The organism is Streptomyces spinosisporus, assembly GCF_022698145.1.
Lineage (GTDB): Bacteria > Actinomycetota > Actinomycetes > Streptomycetales > Streptomycetaceae > Streptomyces > Streptomyces spinosisporus.
In genome coordinates, this window is the sequence record NZ_JALDAX010000005.1 from 244,169 (window position 1) to 258,296 (window position 14,128).

The 14,128-nt window shown below is 71.0% G+C and carries 18 protein-coding genes, 1 tRNA gene and 1 pseudogene; 6 read left to right on the forward strand and 14 right to left on the reverse strand.

The window, feature by feature from the left end; translation table 11 throughout:
* Nucleotides 1–17: 17 nt before the first annotated feature.
* The 3 genes from MQN93_RS15640 to MQN93_RS15650 all read right to left on the reverse strand — a co-directional run bounded on the left by MQN93_RS15640 (nucleotide 18) and on the right by MQN93_RS15650 (nucleotide 2,291).
* Nucleotides 18–248 carry a tautomerase family protein gene (locus tag MQN93_RS15640; RefSeq protein ID WP_108008478.1) on the reverse strand — a complete coding sequence of 77 codons (231 nt, stop codon included), beginning with the start codon at nucleotides 246–248 and terminating at the stop codon, nucleotides 18–20.
* Between the two features lie 323 nt (nucleotides 249–571).
* A complete protein-coding gene (locus MQN93_RS15645; RefSeq protein ID WP_242709936.1) occupies nucleotides 572–1,384 on the reverse strand; it encodes an SDR family NAD(P)-dependent oxidoreductase in 813 nt (270 codons plus the stop codon).
* A gap of 304 nt (nucleotides 1,385–1,688) precedes the next feature.
* Entirely contained in the window at nucleotides 1,689–2,291 is a 603-nt protein-coding gene (locus tag MQN93_RS15650) for a TetR/AcrR family transcriptional regulator (protein ID WP_016436514.1), read from the reverse strand.
* Nucleotides 2,292–2,515: 224 nt separating this feature from the next.
* Here MQN93_RS15650 and MQN93_RS15655 point away from each other — a divergent pair, with 224 nt between their 5' ends.
* From MQN93_RS15655 to MQN93_RS15675, 5 genes are all read left to right on the forward strand, one after another.
* Complete coding sequence (locus tag MQN93_RS15655; protein ID WP_016436515.1) at nucleotides 2,516–3,331, forward strand: AfsA-related hotdog domain-containing protein; 816 nt, start codon at nucleotides 2,516–2,518, stop codon at nucleotides 3,329–3,331.
* 94 nt (nucleotides 3,332–3,425) lie between these two features.
* Nucleotides 3,426–4,055, forward strand: a complete 630-nt coding sequence (locus MQN93_RS15660; RefSeq protein WP_016436516.1) for a hypothetical protein — start codon at nucleotides 3,426–3,428, stop codon at nucleotides 4,053–4,055.
* 194 nt (nucleotides 4,056–4,249) lie between these two features.
* Nucleotides 4,250–5,143, forward strand: a complete 894-nt coding sequence (locus MQN93_RS15665; RefSeq protein ID WP_242709937.1) for a hypothetical protein — start codon at nucleotides 4,250–4,252, stop codon at nucleotides 5,141–5,143.
* Nucleotides 5,144–5,235: 92 nt separating this feature from the next.
* Nucleotides 5,236–6,327, forward strand: coding sequence for a 3-oxoacyl-ACP synthase III family protein (locus MQN93_RS15670; protein ID WP_242709938.1), 1,092 nt, complete (start codon nucleotides 5,236–5,238; stop codon nucleotides 6,325–6,327).
* A gap of 35 nt (nucleotides 6,328–6,362) precedes the next feature.
* Complete coding sequence (locus MQN93_RS15675) at nucleotides 6,363–6,518, forward strand: hypothetical protein (protein WP_158693335.1); 156 nt, start codon at nucleotides 6,363–6,365, stop codon at nucleotides 6,516–6,518.
* A gap of 136 nt (nucleotides 6,519–6,654) precedes the next feature.
* On the opposite strand, the gene MQN93_RS15680 is transcribed toward MQN93_RS15675, so the two are convergent.
* Nucleotides 6,655–7,434, reverse strand: coding sequence for an HAD family hydrolase (locus MQN93_RS15680; RefSeq protein ID WP_242709939.1), 780 nt, complete (start codon nucleotides 7,432–7,434; stop codon nucleotides 6,655–6,657).
* 338 nt (nucleotides 7,435–7,772) lie between these two features.
* Between MQN93_RS15680 and MQN93_RS15685 the strand changes: the two genes are divergently transcribed.
* Nucleotides 7,773–7,848 (forward strand) — tRNA-Arg (locus MQN93_RS15685).
* A 68-nt stretch (nucleotides 7,849–7,916) separates the two neighbouring features.
* On the opposite strand, the pseudogene MQN93_RS15690 reads toward MQN93_RS15685, so the two are convergent.
* The 10 genes and pseudogenes from MQN93_RS15690 to MQN93_RS15735 form a co-directional block, all read right to left on the reverse strand.
* Nucleotides 7,917–9,070, reverse strand: a pseudogene (locus MQN93_RS15690) (tyrosine-type recombinase/integrase).
* Nucleotides 9,070–9,252 carry a helix-turn-helix domain-containing protein gene (locus MQN93_RS15695; protein WP_242709940.1) on the reverse strand — a complete coding sequence of 61 codons (183 nt, stop codon included), beginning with the start codon at nucleotides 9,250–9,252 and terminating at the stop codon, nucleotides 9,070–9,072. The pseudogene MQN93_RS15690 and the gene MQN93_RS15695 overlap by 1 nt, the downstream one beginning before the upstream one ends.
* Nucleotides 9,245–10,552, reverse strand: a complete 1,308-nt coding sequence (locus tag MQN93_RS15700) for a replication initiator (RefSeq protein ID WP_242710165.1) — start codon at nucleotides 10,550–10,552, stop codon at nucleotides 9,245–9,247. Before MQN93_RS15700 ends, MQN93_RS15695 begins: the two co-directional genes overlap by 8 nt.
* Before the next feature lie 140 nt (nucleotides 10,553–10,692).
* A complete protein-coding gene (locus MQN93_RS15705) occupies nucleotides 10,693–10,938 on the reverse strand; it encodes a SpdD protein (RefSeq protein WP_242710166.1) in 246 nt (81 codons plus the stop codon).
* Between the two features lie 25 nt (nucleotides 10,939–10,963).
* Nucleotides 10,964–11,158, reverse strand: a complete 195-nt coding sequence (locus MQN93_RS15710; RefSeq protein ID WP_240869941.1) for a hypothetical protein — start codon at nucleotides 11,156–11,158, stop codon at nucleotides 10,964–10,966.
* 16 nt (nucleotides 11,159–11,174) lie between these two features.
* Nucleotides 11,175–11,366 (reverse strand): mobile element transfer protein, encoded by a 192-nt coding sequence (locus MQN93_RS15715; protein WP_030673588.1) that lies wholly within the window; start codon nucleotides 11,364–11,366, stop codon nucleotides 11,175–11,177.
* 2 nt (nucleotides 11,367–11,368) lie between these two features.
* Entirely contained in the window at nucleotides 11,369–11,554 is a 186-nt protein-coding gene (locus MQN93_RS15720) for a hypothetical protein (protein WP_242709941.1), read from the reverse strand.
* 13 nt (nucleotides 11,555–11,567) lie between these two features.
* Nucleotides 11,568–12,224, reverse strand: a complete 657-nt coding sequence (locus tag MQN93_RS15725; RefSeq protein ID WP_242709942.1) for a DUF2637 domain-containing protein — start codon at nucleotides 12,222–12,224, stop codon at nucleotides 11,568–11,570.
* An 84-nt stretch (nucleotides 12,225–12,308) separates the two neighbouring features.
* The gene (locus MQN93_RS15730; protein WP_242709943.1) at nucleotides 12,309–13,685 is read right to left on the reverse strand and encodes an FtsK/SpoIIIE domain-containing protein; all 1,377 of its coding nucleotides are present in this window, start codon (nucleotides 13,683–13,685) and stop codon (nucleotides 12,309–12,311) included.
* A complete protein-coding gene (locus tag MQN93_RS15735) occupies nucleotides 13,685–14,053 on the reverse strand; it encodes an SCO3933 family regulatory protein (RefSeq protein ID WP_242709944.1) in 369 nt (122 codons plus the stop codon). The genes MQN93_RS15730 and MQN93_RS15735 overlap by 1 nt, the downstream gene beginning before the upstream one ends.
* Nucleotides 14,054–14,128 lie beyond the last annotated feature (75 nt).

Sequence of the window (14,128 nt, forward strand, 5' to 3'; positions counted from 1 at the left end):
GCGGGGGCGGCGTGCGGTCAGGCGTCGGCCGGCGCGGCGCGGCGGCGGCTGAGTTCGGCGAACTCCGGGTTCGTGCCGAGCACTCCGCCCTCGCCCCAGCGGTTCTGCGGAATCTCCTGGATGTAGACGGTGATCTTGTCGAGGGGTGCGCCGATGACGCGGTGCACCGTCGCGGTGAGCTCCTCGACCAGCTCCTGGCACTTCTCGTCGGTCTGGTTGGGCCAGGTGGTCATGGAGAGGATGGGCATGGCGAAGCTCCTTCGGGTGTACGGGAGTTGGGCTCGGGTGGGTCGGGGGTGCGGGTGATTCCGGGTGTGCGGGTGATTCCGGGTGTGCGGGTGATTCCGGGTGTGCGGGTGTTTCCGGGCGTACGGAGTCCGGGCCGGCGCGCGGTGATGTGCGAAGCGCGGAGGCGTGCGCGGCGCTCGGTTGGATGCGCAGCGCTCGGGGGGATGCGCGGCACGGAGGCGTGCGCGGCGCGTGGAGAGGTGCGCGGCCTACGGAGAAGTGCGCGGTGTGCGGAGGGGTGTGCCGGACGTGAGGCGGGGTGTGCCGGACGTGGGGTGGGCGGTCACAGGCCGGCCGACGCACCGCCGTCCAGGGTGAGCGCGGCGCCCGTGATGTGACGGGCGGCCGGTGAGAGAAGGAAGGCGGTCAGCCGGGCGACGTCGGCCGGCTCCGCGAGCGTGCCGAGCGGGGTCCCGGCGGCGACCTGGGCGCTGACCTCCTCGGCGGTGGCGCCGGTGCGGTCGCCGATCGCCTTGGCGATCTCGTCCCACAGCGGGGTGCGCACGGCGCCGGGGTCGAGCACGTTCACCCGGACCCCCTTGCGCCCCAGATCCTTCGAGACCGCCTTCGCGAAGGCCGCGAGGGCGGCGTTGACCGCGCTGTTCACCGGGAAGAGCGGGTCGGGGTCCTTGCGGAAGACCCCGCTGACCAGCACGACCGAACCGCCGTCGGCCGCGGCCAGCGGACCGGCCAGCGCCCGGGTGAGCCGGACCGCACCCATGAGCTTGCCGTTGAAGGTGGCCTGCCACATCGCGTCGGTGGCCTCCTCCAGCGGCGCCAGCGGACCGTCGCCGGCGGTGTGCACCAGCCCGTCGACCCGGCCGAGCTCGGCGACCAGGGCGGCGGCCGTGGCGTCCACGGAGGCGGCGGAGTTGATGTCCGTCTCGTACGCCACGAGTCGGCCGGCGCCGCCGGTGCGGGCGTCGATCTCGGTCCGGGTCCGCTCCAGGCGGCCCGCGTCCCGGCCGAGCATCACGACGGTGGCATCGGACCGGGCCAGCTCCTCCACTACGGCGGAACCCATGCCGCCGGTGGCGCCGCTGACGACGATGACGGGGGCAGTGGCGGGGTTGGTGGCGGGGGCGGTGCTGTCCACGGCTTCCTCAATTCCCGGGGCAGCGCCCCTGATTGACGAGGTGTCAGATGAATCGGGCGGCCCGGGTCGATCGGGTTCGCCTGACGAGGAAGAAGGTAGCCGGGTTCGGGAATGCATGCAACCATCTAGTTGGTTTTTGAGAACCAACTAGATGGTTGCACGCTCCTGACCAGCAGGGACGGACACAGAAAAGAAACGCAAAAGGGAGCCCGGACGCTGCCGAACTCCCTTGCTTCACGGTCCCTTGAGGTCACCCCGGCGGGCCCGTGAGGTCACCCCGGCGGCCCCTGCCGCAGCCAGACCCTCAGACCGACCCCTGCAGGACGTTGTCGATGATCGAGTGCCCGTGCGCGACGACACTGGCCCGCAGCAGCGCCCACCCCGACTCGGTGTCGCCGTCCGGCCCCAGCATCAGCCGGCGCTGCTGCGGCACGATGAACGGCCAGGACGCCACGCCGATCAGGGCGATGAGCGCCCGGGCCGCCGAGGTGGGGTCGTCGATGCCGAGGGCGAGGCTGAGCGCGGCCGTCTTGTGGACGTAGTACGCCTCGCGCTCCTTCTCGTCCGGGATCGGCCGGTCGCGGTAGTGCAGCCCCTCCCAGGCCAGCAGCCGCACCAGGTCGGACTGCCGGTGGTAGTCGAAGACCTCGCCGACGTAGGAGCGCAGCCCCTCCTCCGTGGTGGGGATGGGGACGGCCTCGGACATGTGCGCGTAGACCTTGGCCATCACGGCGGCGAACAGGGCTTCCTTGTTGCCGAAGTAGGCGTAGATCCGCTGCTTGTTGACGCCGGAGCGCTCCGCGATGCGGTCCACGCGCGCACCCGCGAGACCGTGCTCGGAGAACTCCGCCTCGGCGGCCTCCAGCAGTTTGGCGCGGGTCTGCTGTCCCTTGGGTGTCTCAGCCATGGGACGAGACTAGTCCACCGGGAAACCAACTGGATAGTTCTAAAAAACCAACTAGATGGTTGCGTCGACGCCCGGGGTGCTCTACGTTCTTCACATCGGCCCCGCCACCCCGGAGAAACCGGTGCGGAAGAGGCGGCAGGCCCGCATGTCAGCTGTATCTGTTTCGAGACTCCTCCCGTCTGCGGCCACCCGTCGGGCCCGGCCGCCCCATCAAGGAGAAACGCATGTCAGCCACAGCCAACCCCAGGACGCTGCTGCTCGTCGGTGACCGTTTTGCCGGATTCGCCGCGCACGCAGACGTGCTCACGGTCACGCAGTTCACCGACGAGATGCGCCTCGGGGTGTACTCCTGGGACACCCATCCGATCCGCGTCCGCGCCGGTCAGGGCGTCACCCGCCACGAGTGGGAGCTGGTGCGCGAACAGGCCCTGCTGCTGGGCCTCGCCGAGCGGCTGGACTTCGACTTCCGCGAGCCGGCGCTGGCCGCCCGCGGCGAGGCCCACAAGCACCGAAGCTGCAACACCCTCATAGCCGACCTCAGGCGGGACGGCGAGGACCTGTTCTCCGCGACCCTGCGCGTCCACAACGACAACGAGCTGCTCATCGACCACCAGACCGGCGAGCACGTCCAGGGCATGGTCGCCGTCGAGGCGGCCCGGCAGATGTTCCTCGCGGTCAGCGAGCGCTACCACGCCTCGCGCCATCTCGACCGGTCGTACTACTACGTCATCGAGTCCCTGAACACCGACTTCGAGAACTTCCTCTTCCCGCTCGACGCCACGATCGTCTACCACACCCTCCGGGCCGAACTGGACGACCCGGACCGGCTCTCCTTCGCCGCCGAGATCTCCCTGCACCAGGCGGGTCGCCGCGCCTCGATCACGACCGTGACCTACACGGCCTTCGACGCGCCGGTCATCGAGGCCAAGGAGCACCGCAGGGCGCAGCACGCCGTCGAGCACACGGTACGCATCGCGCAGCAGGCGGCTGCGGCGGCGGGGGCCGCGGCCACCGGACACCCGGTGCTGGTCGGCGCCTGAGCCGCCTTTCGCTCAACTCCCCACGTACGCACAGCACTTGCAGAGCAAGACCCACCCCTTCACGCAGCCGGACCCACATCCAAGGAGAAACGTCATGTCCGCTTCCGCCGCCCTCATCACCGCCACCGAGCTGTTCGCCAAGCCCGAGCAGATCGACGCCGTCGCCGAGGCCTGGCAGCGTCACAACGACGCGTCCGGCTTCGCGGGCCGCGTCCTCTACCGCGGACTGGAGAGCAACTCGGTCCTCGAACTCGCCCCGCTGGACGGCTTCGAGCGCATGGAGGAACTGCGCGCCGACTGGTGGAAGCTGTGGGAGGCCGTCGGCCCGCTGGGCGAGGGCGACTTCCGACGCCAGTTCCTGCAGTTCGTCGAGGCACCCAAGCCGGCCGCCGGCGCCCTGCCGGACACGCGGTACGTGCAGATGCGGCACGTCGAGGTCGTGCCGCGCGTCTACCGGCAGTACCGGGCCTGGCGCGAGGAGACCATCTTCGACGTCGTACGCACCTCGGACGAGGTCAAGAGCTTCCAGGCCTTCCACTCGCTGGCCAGCACCGAGCCCGGCGTGATGTTCGTGTCCGGCTTCGACGCGGACCCGGCGACGTACCTGGAGGCCTTCACCTCCCCCCGCTACCAGCAGATCGTCCGCGAGGCCGGCGACACCTACATCACCGGGGGCGACAACGGCCTGTACACCCGCATCTACGAGCGCGTCACCGCCGCCTGACCCACTGTGCCCCTCCCCCCGACGGCCGGCCACGCGACCCTCCAGCAAGGCGTCCCGCGGCCGGCCGCTCGCATACGGCCCCGCCGGCCGGCCCACCCTTCACCGGCCGCCCTCCACCTGGAGCACCCGCCCCTCCACCTGGACCACCCGCCCTTCCACCTGGAGCACCCGCCCCTCTTCCTGGAGCACCCGCCATGACCGTCTCACCCATGACCGCCGCACCCGTCGCGGCCGCCCCCATGACCCGGACCTACGACCTGAGCGTCACCACCCAGGGCCCGCTGTACCCGCCGAGCGAGATCGTGGACGAGAACGGCGACTTCGTCGTCATCGGCCGCGTCAACCGCCCCGGCCCCGACGGCACCACCGTCTCCGAGTGGGGCGGCGCCGTGGTCTCCCCCGACAGCCCCCTGCCACCGCTCGGCCGCAACCTGCCGTACGACATCGTCCGCGAACTCGACCTCACCGACCCCATCGGCCCGGACGCGCAGGTCCAGCTCTACACCCTGCCCCTCCCCCTGCCCTGCAACAACTACCCGATGCTCTTCGCCCCCGAGCAGCGCCCCGACGCCCACGACGTGCGGCGCCCCAGCTACCCGCTGCACGGCGCGCCGATCCCGGACCTGCGCGAGGAGGACGGGCCGAAGGTGCGCGAACCGATCACGCTGGGCCAATGGGCCAAGGCACGCGGCCAGTTGGAGGTGCATGTGCCGGCGCACCGGCGCAGCGCCGACTTCTCCTTCGCCTTCACCGGCCTGATCCCGGACAGCCTCTACACCGTCATGTCCCTGCGCGAGCACGACCTCGACCCGGCGGGCCCGACCCGCCCCGGCCCGCTCGGCGTGCCGAACGCCTTCATCAGCGACAGCAACGGCATGGCCCACTACCGGGCGACCCTGCCCCACCCCTTCCCGGCGCCGGGCACCCCCGGCGCGAACCGGGTGATCAACGTCGTCGTGCTGTGGATGAGCTACCAGCAGAACTACGGCGGCGCCATCGGCCACTTCGGCCTCGGCGGCGACATCCACGCCCAACTGAAGCTGCAGGGCCCGAGTTTCGGCGAGTTCACCACGACACCGGCCAACTGACCCACCCCTTCGCACAGTCCGACGTTTCGACAGTCCTGCACACCGACAGTCCTGCACATCGACAGTCCGACACTTCTCAGGAGAGACCGAGCATGGACCACAACCCGATCGGCATCATCGCGACCGGCTCCTACCTGCCCGCCACCGTCGTCGACAACGACGAGGTCGGCGCGGCGGCGGGGGTGACCGCGGAGTGGATCGAACGCAAGACGGGCATACGACGACGGCACCGCGCCGCCACCCACGAGGCGACCTCGGACCTGGCGGCGCAGGCGGCCCGGCAGGCGCTCGCCCAGGCGGGCCTGCACGCCGACGAGATCACGTACGTCGTGGTCGCCACCTCCACACCGGACCACCCGCAACCGGCCACGGCGGCGATCGTGACCGACCTGATCGGGGCCCGCCGGGCCGCGGCCTTCGACGTCAACTCCGTCTGCAGCGGCTTCATGTTCGCGCTGACGGCGGCCGAACGCATGCTGCGCGCCGAACCGGCGAACGCCGGGCAGGGGCCGTACGCCCTCGTCATCGGCGCGGACGTCTACTCCCGCATCCTGGACCCGGCGGACCGCAAGACGGCCATCCTGTTCGGGGACGGGGCCGGGGCGGTGGTGCTCGGCCCGGTGCCTGCGGCCACCGGCGGCATCACCACCAGCCTGACCACGCGCGGCGACCAGCACCGGCTGATCAGCGTGCCCGCGGGCGGCAGCAGGCGGCCGGCGTCGGCGCAGACGCTGGCGGAGGGTGCGCACTGGTTCACGATGGACGGGCGCGGGGTGCGCGGCTTCGTGCACGAGAACCTGCCCGGTGCGGTCCGCGCGCTGCTGGCCAAGGCGGACGTACCGGCCCGCGCGGTCCGCCACTTCGTGCCGCACCAGGCCAACGGCGTGATGCTGGCCGAGGTCTGGCCCACGCTCGGCCTTGACTCGGCCCGTATGCACCTGGCGCTGGCCCTGCACGGCAACACGGGCGCCGCCTCCGTCCCCATCACCCTCGATCTGGCGCACCGCCGGGGCCTGTTCACCGAGGGCGACCTGACCGTCCTGTCCGCCTTCGGCGGCGGCATGTCGGTGGGCTCGGCCCTCCTCCGCTGGGCCCCGACCCGGCACGCCCTCCCGCCGAGGATCCCCGGCCGGACAACCGCCCCGGCCCCGGATCGGGAGCCCGCACTGGCCGGACCGAGGTAGCGCGGCCGTACTGCCGCACCTGGAGAAGGAGAAGGATGATGGCCACCAACGGAGGTCCCGCCTCTGCGCACCACGACGGCAACCGGTATCTGCCGAGTACCGTTCCGGAGCCGGAGAGGCCCGTTCTACGGCTGGCGGGAGACGCCGACGACGCCGGACTGGAGCCGCACATCTGCCGGAGCATCGACTGAGCGCAGTCGAGGCAGACGAAGCAGATGAAGCAGACGAACAAGCGCGGCGGCGCGGCAAGCGCGGCAAACGAGTTCGGGGACGGGGGGGCTTGAGCCCGACCGTCCCCGAACCAACCGCCCTTCACCGATCGGCGCCTCACCCCAGTGGCAGCGCACACTCCTGCGAGCAGGCCTCGGAGTGCTCGTCGCGGCCCATGGACCAGCAGGCGACAGCGCACCCGGAGACGGCTGCGTCGACCGGCTCCGCCCGCCGGTCGAGATAGGCCCGTACGGCGGGAGCGTCGCCGACGCCCCGGGGGTGTCCGACGCAGTCGAGCATGGGGAAGTCGGAGGGATGGTCGCCGTAGGCGTAGCAGTCGCGCGGGTTGACCCCCGGGTACTCGGCGAGCATGCGCAGCACGGCCGCCCGCTTCCCCTCGCCGATCACGGGTTCGGACACGTCGCCGGTGTAGCGGCCGCCGGCCACGAGGGGCGAGGTGCACAGGACGTGCTGGGCGCCGACGCGCTCGGCGACCGGATCGAGGCACGGCGCGAAGGAGCCGGAGACGAGCACGACCTCGGCGCCGGCGGCCTGGTGCCGCTCCAGTTCGGCGACGGTGGACGCGATGAAGAACCCCGGGTCGACGGACGCGAGCGAGAACCACTCCCGCCCGAGCACCGCCATCTCGGCCGCGCTCTCACCGGCGTACGAGCGGTAGTAGGCCCGGTTGACGTCCTCCCGGGGCGCCCCCTCGGCGGACTGCCGCCGCAACTCACCCGCGACACACCGGTACCGCTCCTCCCCCTCCTGCCCGTACCGCCGCACCAACTGGAACCGCAGAAACTCGAACATGCTCTTGCAGCCGATCAACGTCTCGTCGACATCGCAGAACACGAGATACGCGGGCCAACGCCCCCCGCCTGCCACCACGGCCATTCAGACGACCTCCCCCTCGACGCCCGGCGCACGGCCGAGCTCACGAAAAAATTCCTTCGAGAAGGTATCACTAGGAGGGGGGTTGCGGGGAGCATCCAACACAGCGAACTCAAAGTCGCCAACGGACTCAGAGTCACCGACAGACTCAGAGCCGCCGACAGGCGCAGAGTCGCCGACAGGCTCGGAGTCACCGACGGACCGAGCCCCCCAGCCCCACCCCACCACCCCACGCTGATCCGCTACCCTGTCAGGGACCGCCCTCAGCGACGGTCGCCGACCTTGCCGCAGCGAGGGTGGACACTCACCCAGTGCCCCCACCAACGCCTCACGCAAGCCCCGCCTTCGTAGCTCAGGGGATAGAGCACCGCTCTCCTAAAGCGGGTGTCGCAGGTTCGAATCCTGCCGGGGGCACCAGGCAAAAGGCCCCGGACCGATCATGGTCCGGGGCCTTTGACATCCACTTCTGACATCAACGAGGGCGATCACTCACGACCGGGGCGCCGCGTTCGCAGAAGCCGGTCCATGTGGCTCATGGCCTCGCGCTGGGTGTCCTGGACGACGTGCGTGTACACGTCCATGGTGATGCTGATCTGAGAGTGCCCGAGGATCTCCATCACGACCCGGGGCGCGACCCCGGCCGCCGTGAGGAGGGTGGCCGTGCCGTGGCGAGCGTCGTGCAGCCGGATGACGCGGAGGCCGGCGGACTCGGCGACACGGGTGAAGGAGCGGTAGACGTTGCGCGGCTCGACCGGGCGGCCGGTGCGGGTGGTGAAGACGTAGTCCGACTCCCGCCACCTCTCCCCCGCCTTGGCTCGGGCGTCCGCCTGCTTCAAGCGATGCCAGCGCAGGGGCGCGATGCAGAGGGCGGGCAGCGGTACGACACGGCGACGGCGGCTCTTCGGGTCGTCGTCGTACAAGACGCCACGGCGACGCTGAGTCTGGTGACGGACGTAGAGGACGTGTTGTCGAGATCGAGGTCAGCCCAACGAAGGCCGATGATCTCTCCCCGGCGGAGGCCCATTGCGATGGCGAGGACGAAGGCCGCGTAGAGCGGGTCCTTGCGGGAGGCGGCGAGGAAGTCGAGCGTCTCGTCGAGGGTCCAGGGATTCAGCTCCTTCGTGTCGGTGCGGGGCGGCTCGACGAGCTTGGCGACGTTGCGGGCGATCAGTTCCTCTCGGCACGCTGAGGACAGAGCCGAGCGGAGGATTCGGTGCGATTCCTTGGCAGTCGCCGCGGTGGTCTCCTTCTCCATGCGGACGAGGAAGCGACGAACATCGGCGACGGCCAGGGATTCGAGCCGCTTCGCGCCGAGGTGGGGCACCAGGTAGAGGCGTACGTGCGCCTCGTACTTGTCGTACGTGCTCAGCTTCCGGCGCGGCTTGATGACGTTGTCCAGCCAGTACGGCAGCCATTCCCCGAGCTTGGCCGATCGAGTGGGCACGGGCACGCCCTGGTCGACCTTGTCGAGCAGCTCGCGGCGTTTCGCGTCGCACTCCGCCCAGGTCTTGCCGTAGGCGAACTTCCGGGCGCGGGTGCCGTCCGGCTGGAGCACGTAGACCGCGCACTGAAAACGGCCGTCTTTGCGCTTGGTGATGGTGCCGGCGCCGTTGGGATTCTTCTTGCGCTGCTTGGCCATCAGGCGGCCGCCTCCAGTTCGTTGGTGATGTAGTCGCGCAGGGCCCGCGCCGGAATGCGTCGGCAACGGCCGATCGTGATGGAAGGAAGCCGCCGGGAACGGATCAGGTCGTAGACCGTCGATCGGCCGAGCTTCAGACGAGTCATGACGTCTGCCACGGTCAGCAGCTCTTCGTCATGCACGGGTGGGTTCTCCTTCCGTTCCGGGGGCGGGTTCGAGGGATGCGGCAAGCCAGGCTTCGGCGGAGGACAGGCCGGTTCCGGCGAAGACCCAGTGGGCGAGGACGTATGTCGTCTCGGTCTCGCGGCCGTTGGCCGTGGCTGCTGCGGCTTCTACCCGGCGCCATTCGGCGCGGGCGTTGCGGAGGGCGCCGAGGGTGGTGGAGTAGCGGCGGGACTTGGTGGAGAAGTGGCCGCGGAAGCCGAGCATGTGGGCCCAGGCGCGTAGGCGGAGGTGTTCGAGGCTCTTGCGGGCGCCCAGCGTCCAGGCGGTTCGGACGAGACGGTGGGCGTGGTCGCTGATGTCGAGCTGGGCGAGTTCGGCGGCGAACTTCAGGGGGCGGTCGAGAGCTCCCGTCGCGGTTTCGGCGCCCTTGGTGGCGTACTTGGCGATGTAGGCGGCGACGGCGCGTTCGGTGAGTTCCTGGCCGTCGTTGAAGTCGGCGGATCGGATGGTGCGGACGTCGAGTTGGCGGCCGAAGGTGAAGGTGTGGGTGCGGTCGTCGACGGCCGGGCCGTCCACGCGGACCTTGGCGGTGGCGGTGCGGATGGCGTCGGTCAGCAGCTCGGCGGTCGCCCAGGGCGGGGGCGGGGAGTCTCCGCCGGTCGAACCGTCGATGCGGATGACCGCGTGGAAGTGGACGGCGCCGCGCTTCTGGTATTCGGCGACCTTGGCGAAGGACACCCGGGCGTGTTCGCGCAACCGGCGCTGCGACAGGCCCGCCCGCTTGGCGACCTCGCGGCGCAGGGCGATGGAGAAGCGCCGCCACAGTGCGCCCGCGTGTGCGTTCCAGAGCACGGCAGCGTCGTAGTCGTAGGCGTCTGGGTTGAGTGGGGTGCCGAGTGCGTCGTCGTCCTGGTCGTGGTGGATGCCGCAGCGGCAGGTGCGCCCGCTGGACGGGCGGTTGTGGACCGGGCCGAAGCTCGGGGCGGTGAAGGTGGCGAACACGCGGGGGTGGGCGGCGACGTGTTCCGGGGTGCCCTTGCCGCCGCGTAGGCCCGAGGTGATCAGGTGGAAGGTGTCGCGGCGGTAGACCTCGGCGCAGGCCGCACAGCGGGTGGTGCGGCGGTTGTTGCAGCGGACGAGGAGTTGGCCGGCCGGGAGGCTGGTCGAGTCGAGGTGGTGGAGGACGGCGCCGATCTCGCCGGTGGTGGTGTCGACGCCGTACTCGGTGCGGTGGCCGTCCAGGCGGATGGGATGCGTGCAGCCGCCGAGGCCGGAGAGCTGGCGGAGGATACCCGGGAGCGTGCCCTGTGCGGCCAGGTTCGCGACTTCCGGGAGAGGGGCCGGAGTGGAGCGGGTGAAGATGGCGTTCTCCTTCTGACTGGCTCGGTCGGTAGGAACGGCCCCGGGGCGGCGAAATGCTTGGCCGTATGCCGTCGCCCCGGCGGCCGGAAGTCCGGTCAGCGCCGGTGGTGTTCGCGGAGCTGGGAGCGCAGGACGACGGCGGCGACGGCTACGGAGATGGCCGTGACGGCGACGGTGGCCAGGAGCGCGGTGAGGACGACTCCGCCGACGACCAGCGCGGCCCCGGCGTTGCGGTCGATGGACACCGACGGCAGCGGGCGCTGTACGGGCGTCGGGTCGGTCGGTGTGTGGGTGTGCGCGGGCGGCGGGGTCGGGCTGTCGGGGTACTTGGGCAGGAACACGGCGAACCCTTTCTCATCTACTCGTCTAGTCATGCGAGCCGTTTATGACGTCCACGCCCGAGCGTGTGCCGGACTCGATGGCGGGCGCCATGAAGGTGTGGGAGAGCCAGAAGCCGAAGAGGGCGATCAGGACGACGACCCAGGTACGGACGCCGAGGAACTTGACCGCTCCCCAGGCGAAGAAGCCGAGGACGAAGACGAGCGGGAGGCTGACGGTCACGGGGCGGCTGGTCCTTTCAGCGGACGGGGCAGCGGTGGGTGCGGGCGGCCAGTTCGGCGGCGGCGCGGCTGTCGTAGTCGGCGGAGAAGCCGCAGCGCGGGGCGGTGCAGGCGGCGGTGTGCTTCTCCCGGCCCCGGCCGTCGTAGGAGGTGCCGACCTGGACGGGGCCGATGCGGGTGACGCTGCGGAAGCGGCGGTTGGCGGTCATGGTCAGTCCTCTTGCCGCAGGCTCGGGCCGGGGAACTCGCGCAGGATGCGGGCGGATTCGGCGGGATCGGAGGCGCGGTCGGTGGCCTCTTCGGCGAGGAGGCGGGCCAGGGCCGGGCGGCCGGTAGCGGCCATCTGTCGGGCCGCTTCGACGTTGTCGGCGGCGGTGTTGAAGCAGAAGAGTCGCATGGTTCCTCCCTGTTCAGGCGAGTCGGGCGGCGATGGCTTCGGCTACGGGAGCCGGGACGCCGAGGCGGGCACGGAGGGTTGGGGTGTCGATCGGCGTGCCGGTACGTGTGTGGTGTTCGGCGGCGACCTTGCGGGCATGTTCGACCAGGGCGGCCGGGACCGGAACGGTCGGGACCGAGACGGTCGGACGCTCGGACGGGGCTTCGATGGCCGGTTGGGCGGGTGGCTCAGGGGCGGATTCGGGTGCGTCCTGCTGGCCTTCGACGACCTCGACGGCGGGTTCGGGGCCGTCGTCCGGCTCGACGGCCGGGGCGGAGTGGGCGAGCAGCGTGCCGCCGAGGAAGGCGATCGCGGGCCAGCCCGCGACGAGGATGCGCAGCCAGGCCGGCACCTGGTGCATGTCGAGCAGTCCGGCGGTGGCGACGTTGGCGCCGAGGGACGCGGTGAGCGCGATGACGAACCAGCACCAGGACGACGCTTTGCCTCCCCCGGAGCGCAGTCGGCGCCAGGCGGCGACGAGGAGCAGGTCGACCGAGACCGGGTAGGCCCACGCTTTCCACCCGTCCTGTCCGGCCGCCGCAGCGATGTCGTGCAGGTGGGCGAAGGACAGCGCGGCGGCAATGAGCGCCTGGACGAGCACCGCGTCGACACGGGCCAGCAGGGCGCGCATGATGCGGCTCCTTTTCGGGTTCAGGCATGGCAGGGGTAGGGACATGGCGCGAGGCGGTCACGCCGACCGGGTGGGAACGGTGGATCAGTCGGTCACCGGGCGCCGCTTCACGAGCGGGGCCGGGGCCTCGATCGGTCCTACGGGCACCTCGGGTCGGAAGGGCTTGAGTGCGGCCAGTTCGGGGACCAGGTGCGCGGAGGCGCGGCAGATCTCGGCGGCGTCGCCGAGGGAGAGGTACGGGGTGCGGATGCGGGACCAGCCGCCGGAGGTGTCCCCGGCGACGGCCAGGCCGGGACGTTCGGGGGCGATGCCGCAGGCAGCCGTGACGGCTTCCGGGGCGATGTCGCCGAGCGCCATCTTGGCGGAGGCTTCGTCGTTGACGCGGTGGCAGACGCGGCCGGTGAGCTGGGCCCGGAGCATGGTGGCACCCTTGCCGAGTTCGGCGCCGAAGCGCTGGCCGCAGACCTCCAGGTAGACGCCGGCGGCGCGGCCGAGCTGGGCGAGCCGGATGAGCTGGGTGACCATCTCATCGCGCCGCTCCTCGTCCTTCTTCGTGGCGACGAGGAAGAGTTCGGCGACCTCATCGACGAACAGCACGATCGGCGTGGGGCGTTCGCGCTCGGGCAGGCCCCAGATGTCGGAGGTGATCTCCTCGTCGGGAGTGCTCGGGGCGATGCCCTGCCGGGCCTTGATCAGGTCGTATCGGTCCTCCATTTCCTGGACGAGAGCGGGCAGCAGCTCGGCCGCCTGCTCCGGGTCGGTGGCGAGGGCGGAGAGCCGGGCCGCGAACGGCGCCAGCTCCACACCGCGCTTGCAGTCGATGCCGACGAGGGCGACCGGCTGCCGGGCGAGTCCTGTGATCAGGTGGCGCAGGTACATGGACTTGCCGGACAGCGTGGCGCCGAGGGTGAGTTGGTGCGGAATGGTGCGGTAGTCGCGGACGAAGGGCGTGGCGTCCTCGCGCAGGGCGACCGGGATGCGCAGGTGCCCGCCGCCGACCTTGCGGGGCATCCGTACGCGCCGCAGGACGTCGAAGCCGACGAGCCGCAGTTCGACGACACCCGGCTTGACGGTGGAGACGTACACGGCGTGCACGCCCCAGGCGTGCCGCAGCCGTTCGGCCGAGGCGGCGACGTCGGCGGGTTCCTGCCCGGGAGCGAGGCGGAGTCGAATCCGCAGCCCGGTCGAGGTGGGCCGGATCAGGCCCCGGCGCGGCGGAACGGGCCGCACTTCCCGCCGAGTGGTGGCCTTGACCGCGAGGACCCGCAGCCGGGACGGCGCCACGGTCAGCCCGCACGCCTCCATGACCGAGCCGTACGAGCCGAGGAGCCGGACCGTGGATATCGGCAGGCCGACGGTGGACCAGTACACGCCCGGGTGCTTGGCCCGGGCGTAGGCGGCCCCGCCGCCGAGCGCGGCGAGGGGACCACCCACCTCCAGGAGCGTCGTCAGGTCGGACATCAGGCGGCGTCCTCGGCGGGCGCCTCGGTGACCACCGGGAAGGCGGCCGGGGTGACAGCGGCGGCGCGGAAGGCGATCCCGTGCCGCTTCTGCCCGTTGAAGACGCTCTCCCACGGCCGGGCGACCAGCCCCGGCAGCGAGACCGGCGAACCCAGCGCCAGCCCCTCGGACACCCCGCTCTCCGGGATGGTGACCTTGAACAGCGACGACTCGCCGTCCTCGATGTGGACGACGCCGATCGTCATGAGCGCTTCCCCGCTGACGGCGTCCTTGGCGATCTCGCCCGTCTGCCGGTCGCGGACCTTCTTCTCGGGAGCTTCGGTCAGCAGGATCGTCGCGGCCGAGGTCTCAACACGGATGGTACGCAAGGAACTTCCCCTATCTACTCGTCTATACATGTAGCATCCTGCGAACCCGATGCCGGGAACGCGTGGACCACTATG

Excerpts from the sequence above, each read along its gene's own strand:
- MQN93_RS15660 (WP_016436516.1), top strand. The coding sequence starts at position 3,426 with ATGTCCGCTTCCGCCGCCCTCATCACCGCCACCGAGCTGTTCGCCAAG.
- MQN93_RS15725 (WP_242709942.1), bottom strand. The coding sequence starts at position 12,224 with ATGCGCGCCCTGCTGGCCCGTGTCGACGCGGTGCTCGTCCAGGCGCTC.
- MQN93_RS15720 (WP_242709941.1), bottom strand. The coding sequence starts at position 11,554 with ATGCGACTCTTCTGCTTCAACACCGCCGCCGACAACGTCGAAGCGGCC.
- MQN93_RS15665 (WP_242709937.1), top strand. The coding sequence starts at position 4,250 with ATGACCGTCTCACCCATGACCGCCGCACCCGTCGCGGCCGCCCCCATG.
- MQN93_RS15715 (WP_030673588.1), bottom strand. The coding sequence starts at position 11,366 with ATGACCGCCAACCGCCGCTTCCGCAGCGTCACCCGCATCGGCCCCGTC.
- MQN93_RS15675 (WP_158693335.1), top strand. The coding sequence starts at position 6,363 with ATGATGGCCACCAACGGAGGTCCCGCCTCTGCGCACCACGACGGCAAC.
- MQN93_RS15670 (WP_242709938.1), top strand. The coding sequence starts at position 5,236 with ATGGACCACAACCCGATCGGCATCATCGCGACCGGCTCCTACCTGCCC.
- MQN93_RS15655 (WP_016436515.1), top strand. The coding sequence starts at position 2,516 with ATGTCAGCCACAGCCAACCCCAGGACGCTGCTGCTCGTCGGTGACCGT.
- MQN93_RS15640 (WP_108008478.1), bottom strand. The coding sequence starts at position 248 with ATGCCCATCCTCTCCATGACCACCTGGCCCAACCAGACCGACGAGAAG.
- MQN93_RS15680 (WP_242709939.1), bottom strand. The coding sequence starts at position 7,434 with ATGGCCGTGGTGGCAGGCGGGGGGCGTTGGCCCGCGTATCTCGTGTTC.
- MQN93_RS15730 (WP_242709943.1), bottom strand. The coding sequence starts at position 13,685 with ATGTCCGACCTGACGACGCTCCTGGAGGTGGGTGGTCCCCTCGCCGCG.
- MQN93_RS15650 (WP_016436514.1), bottom strand. The coding sequence starts at position 2,291 with ATGGCTGAGACACCCAAGGGACAGCAGACCCGCGCCAAACTGCTGGAG.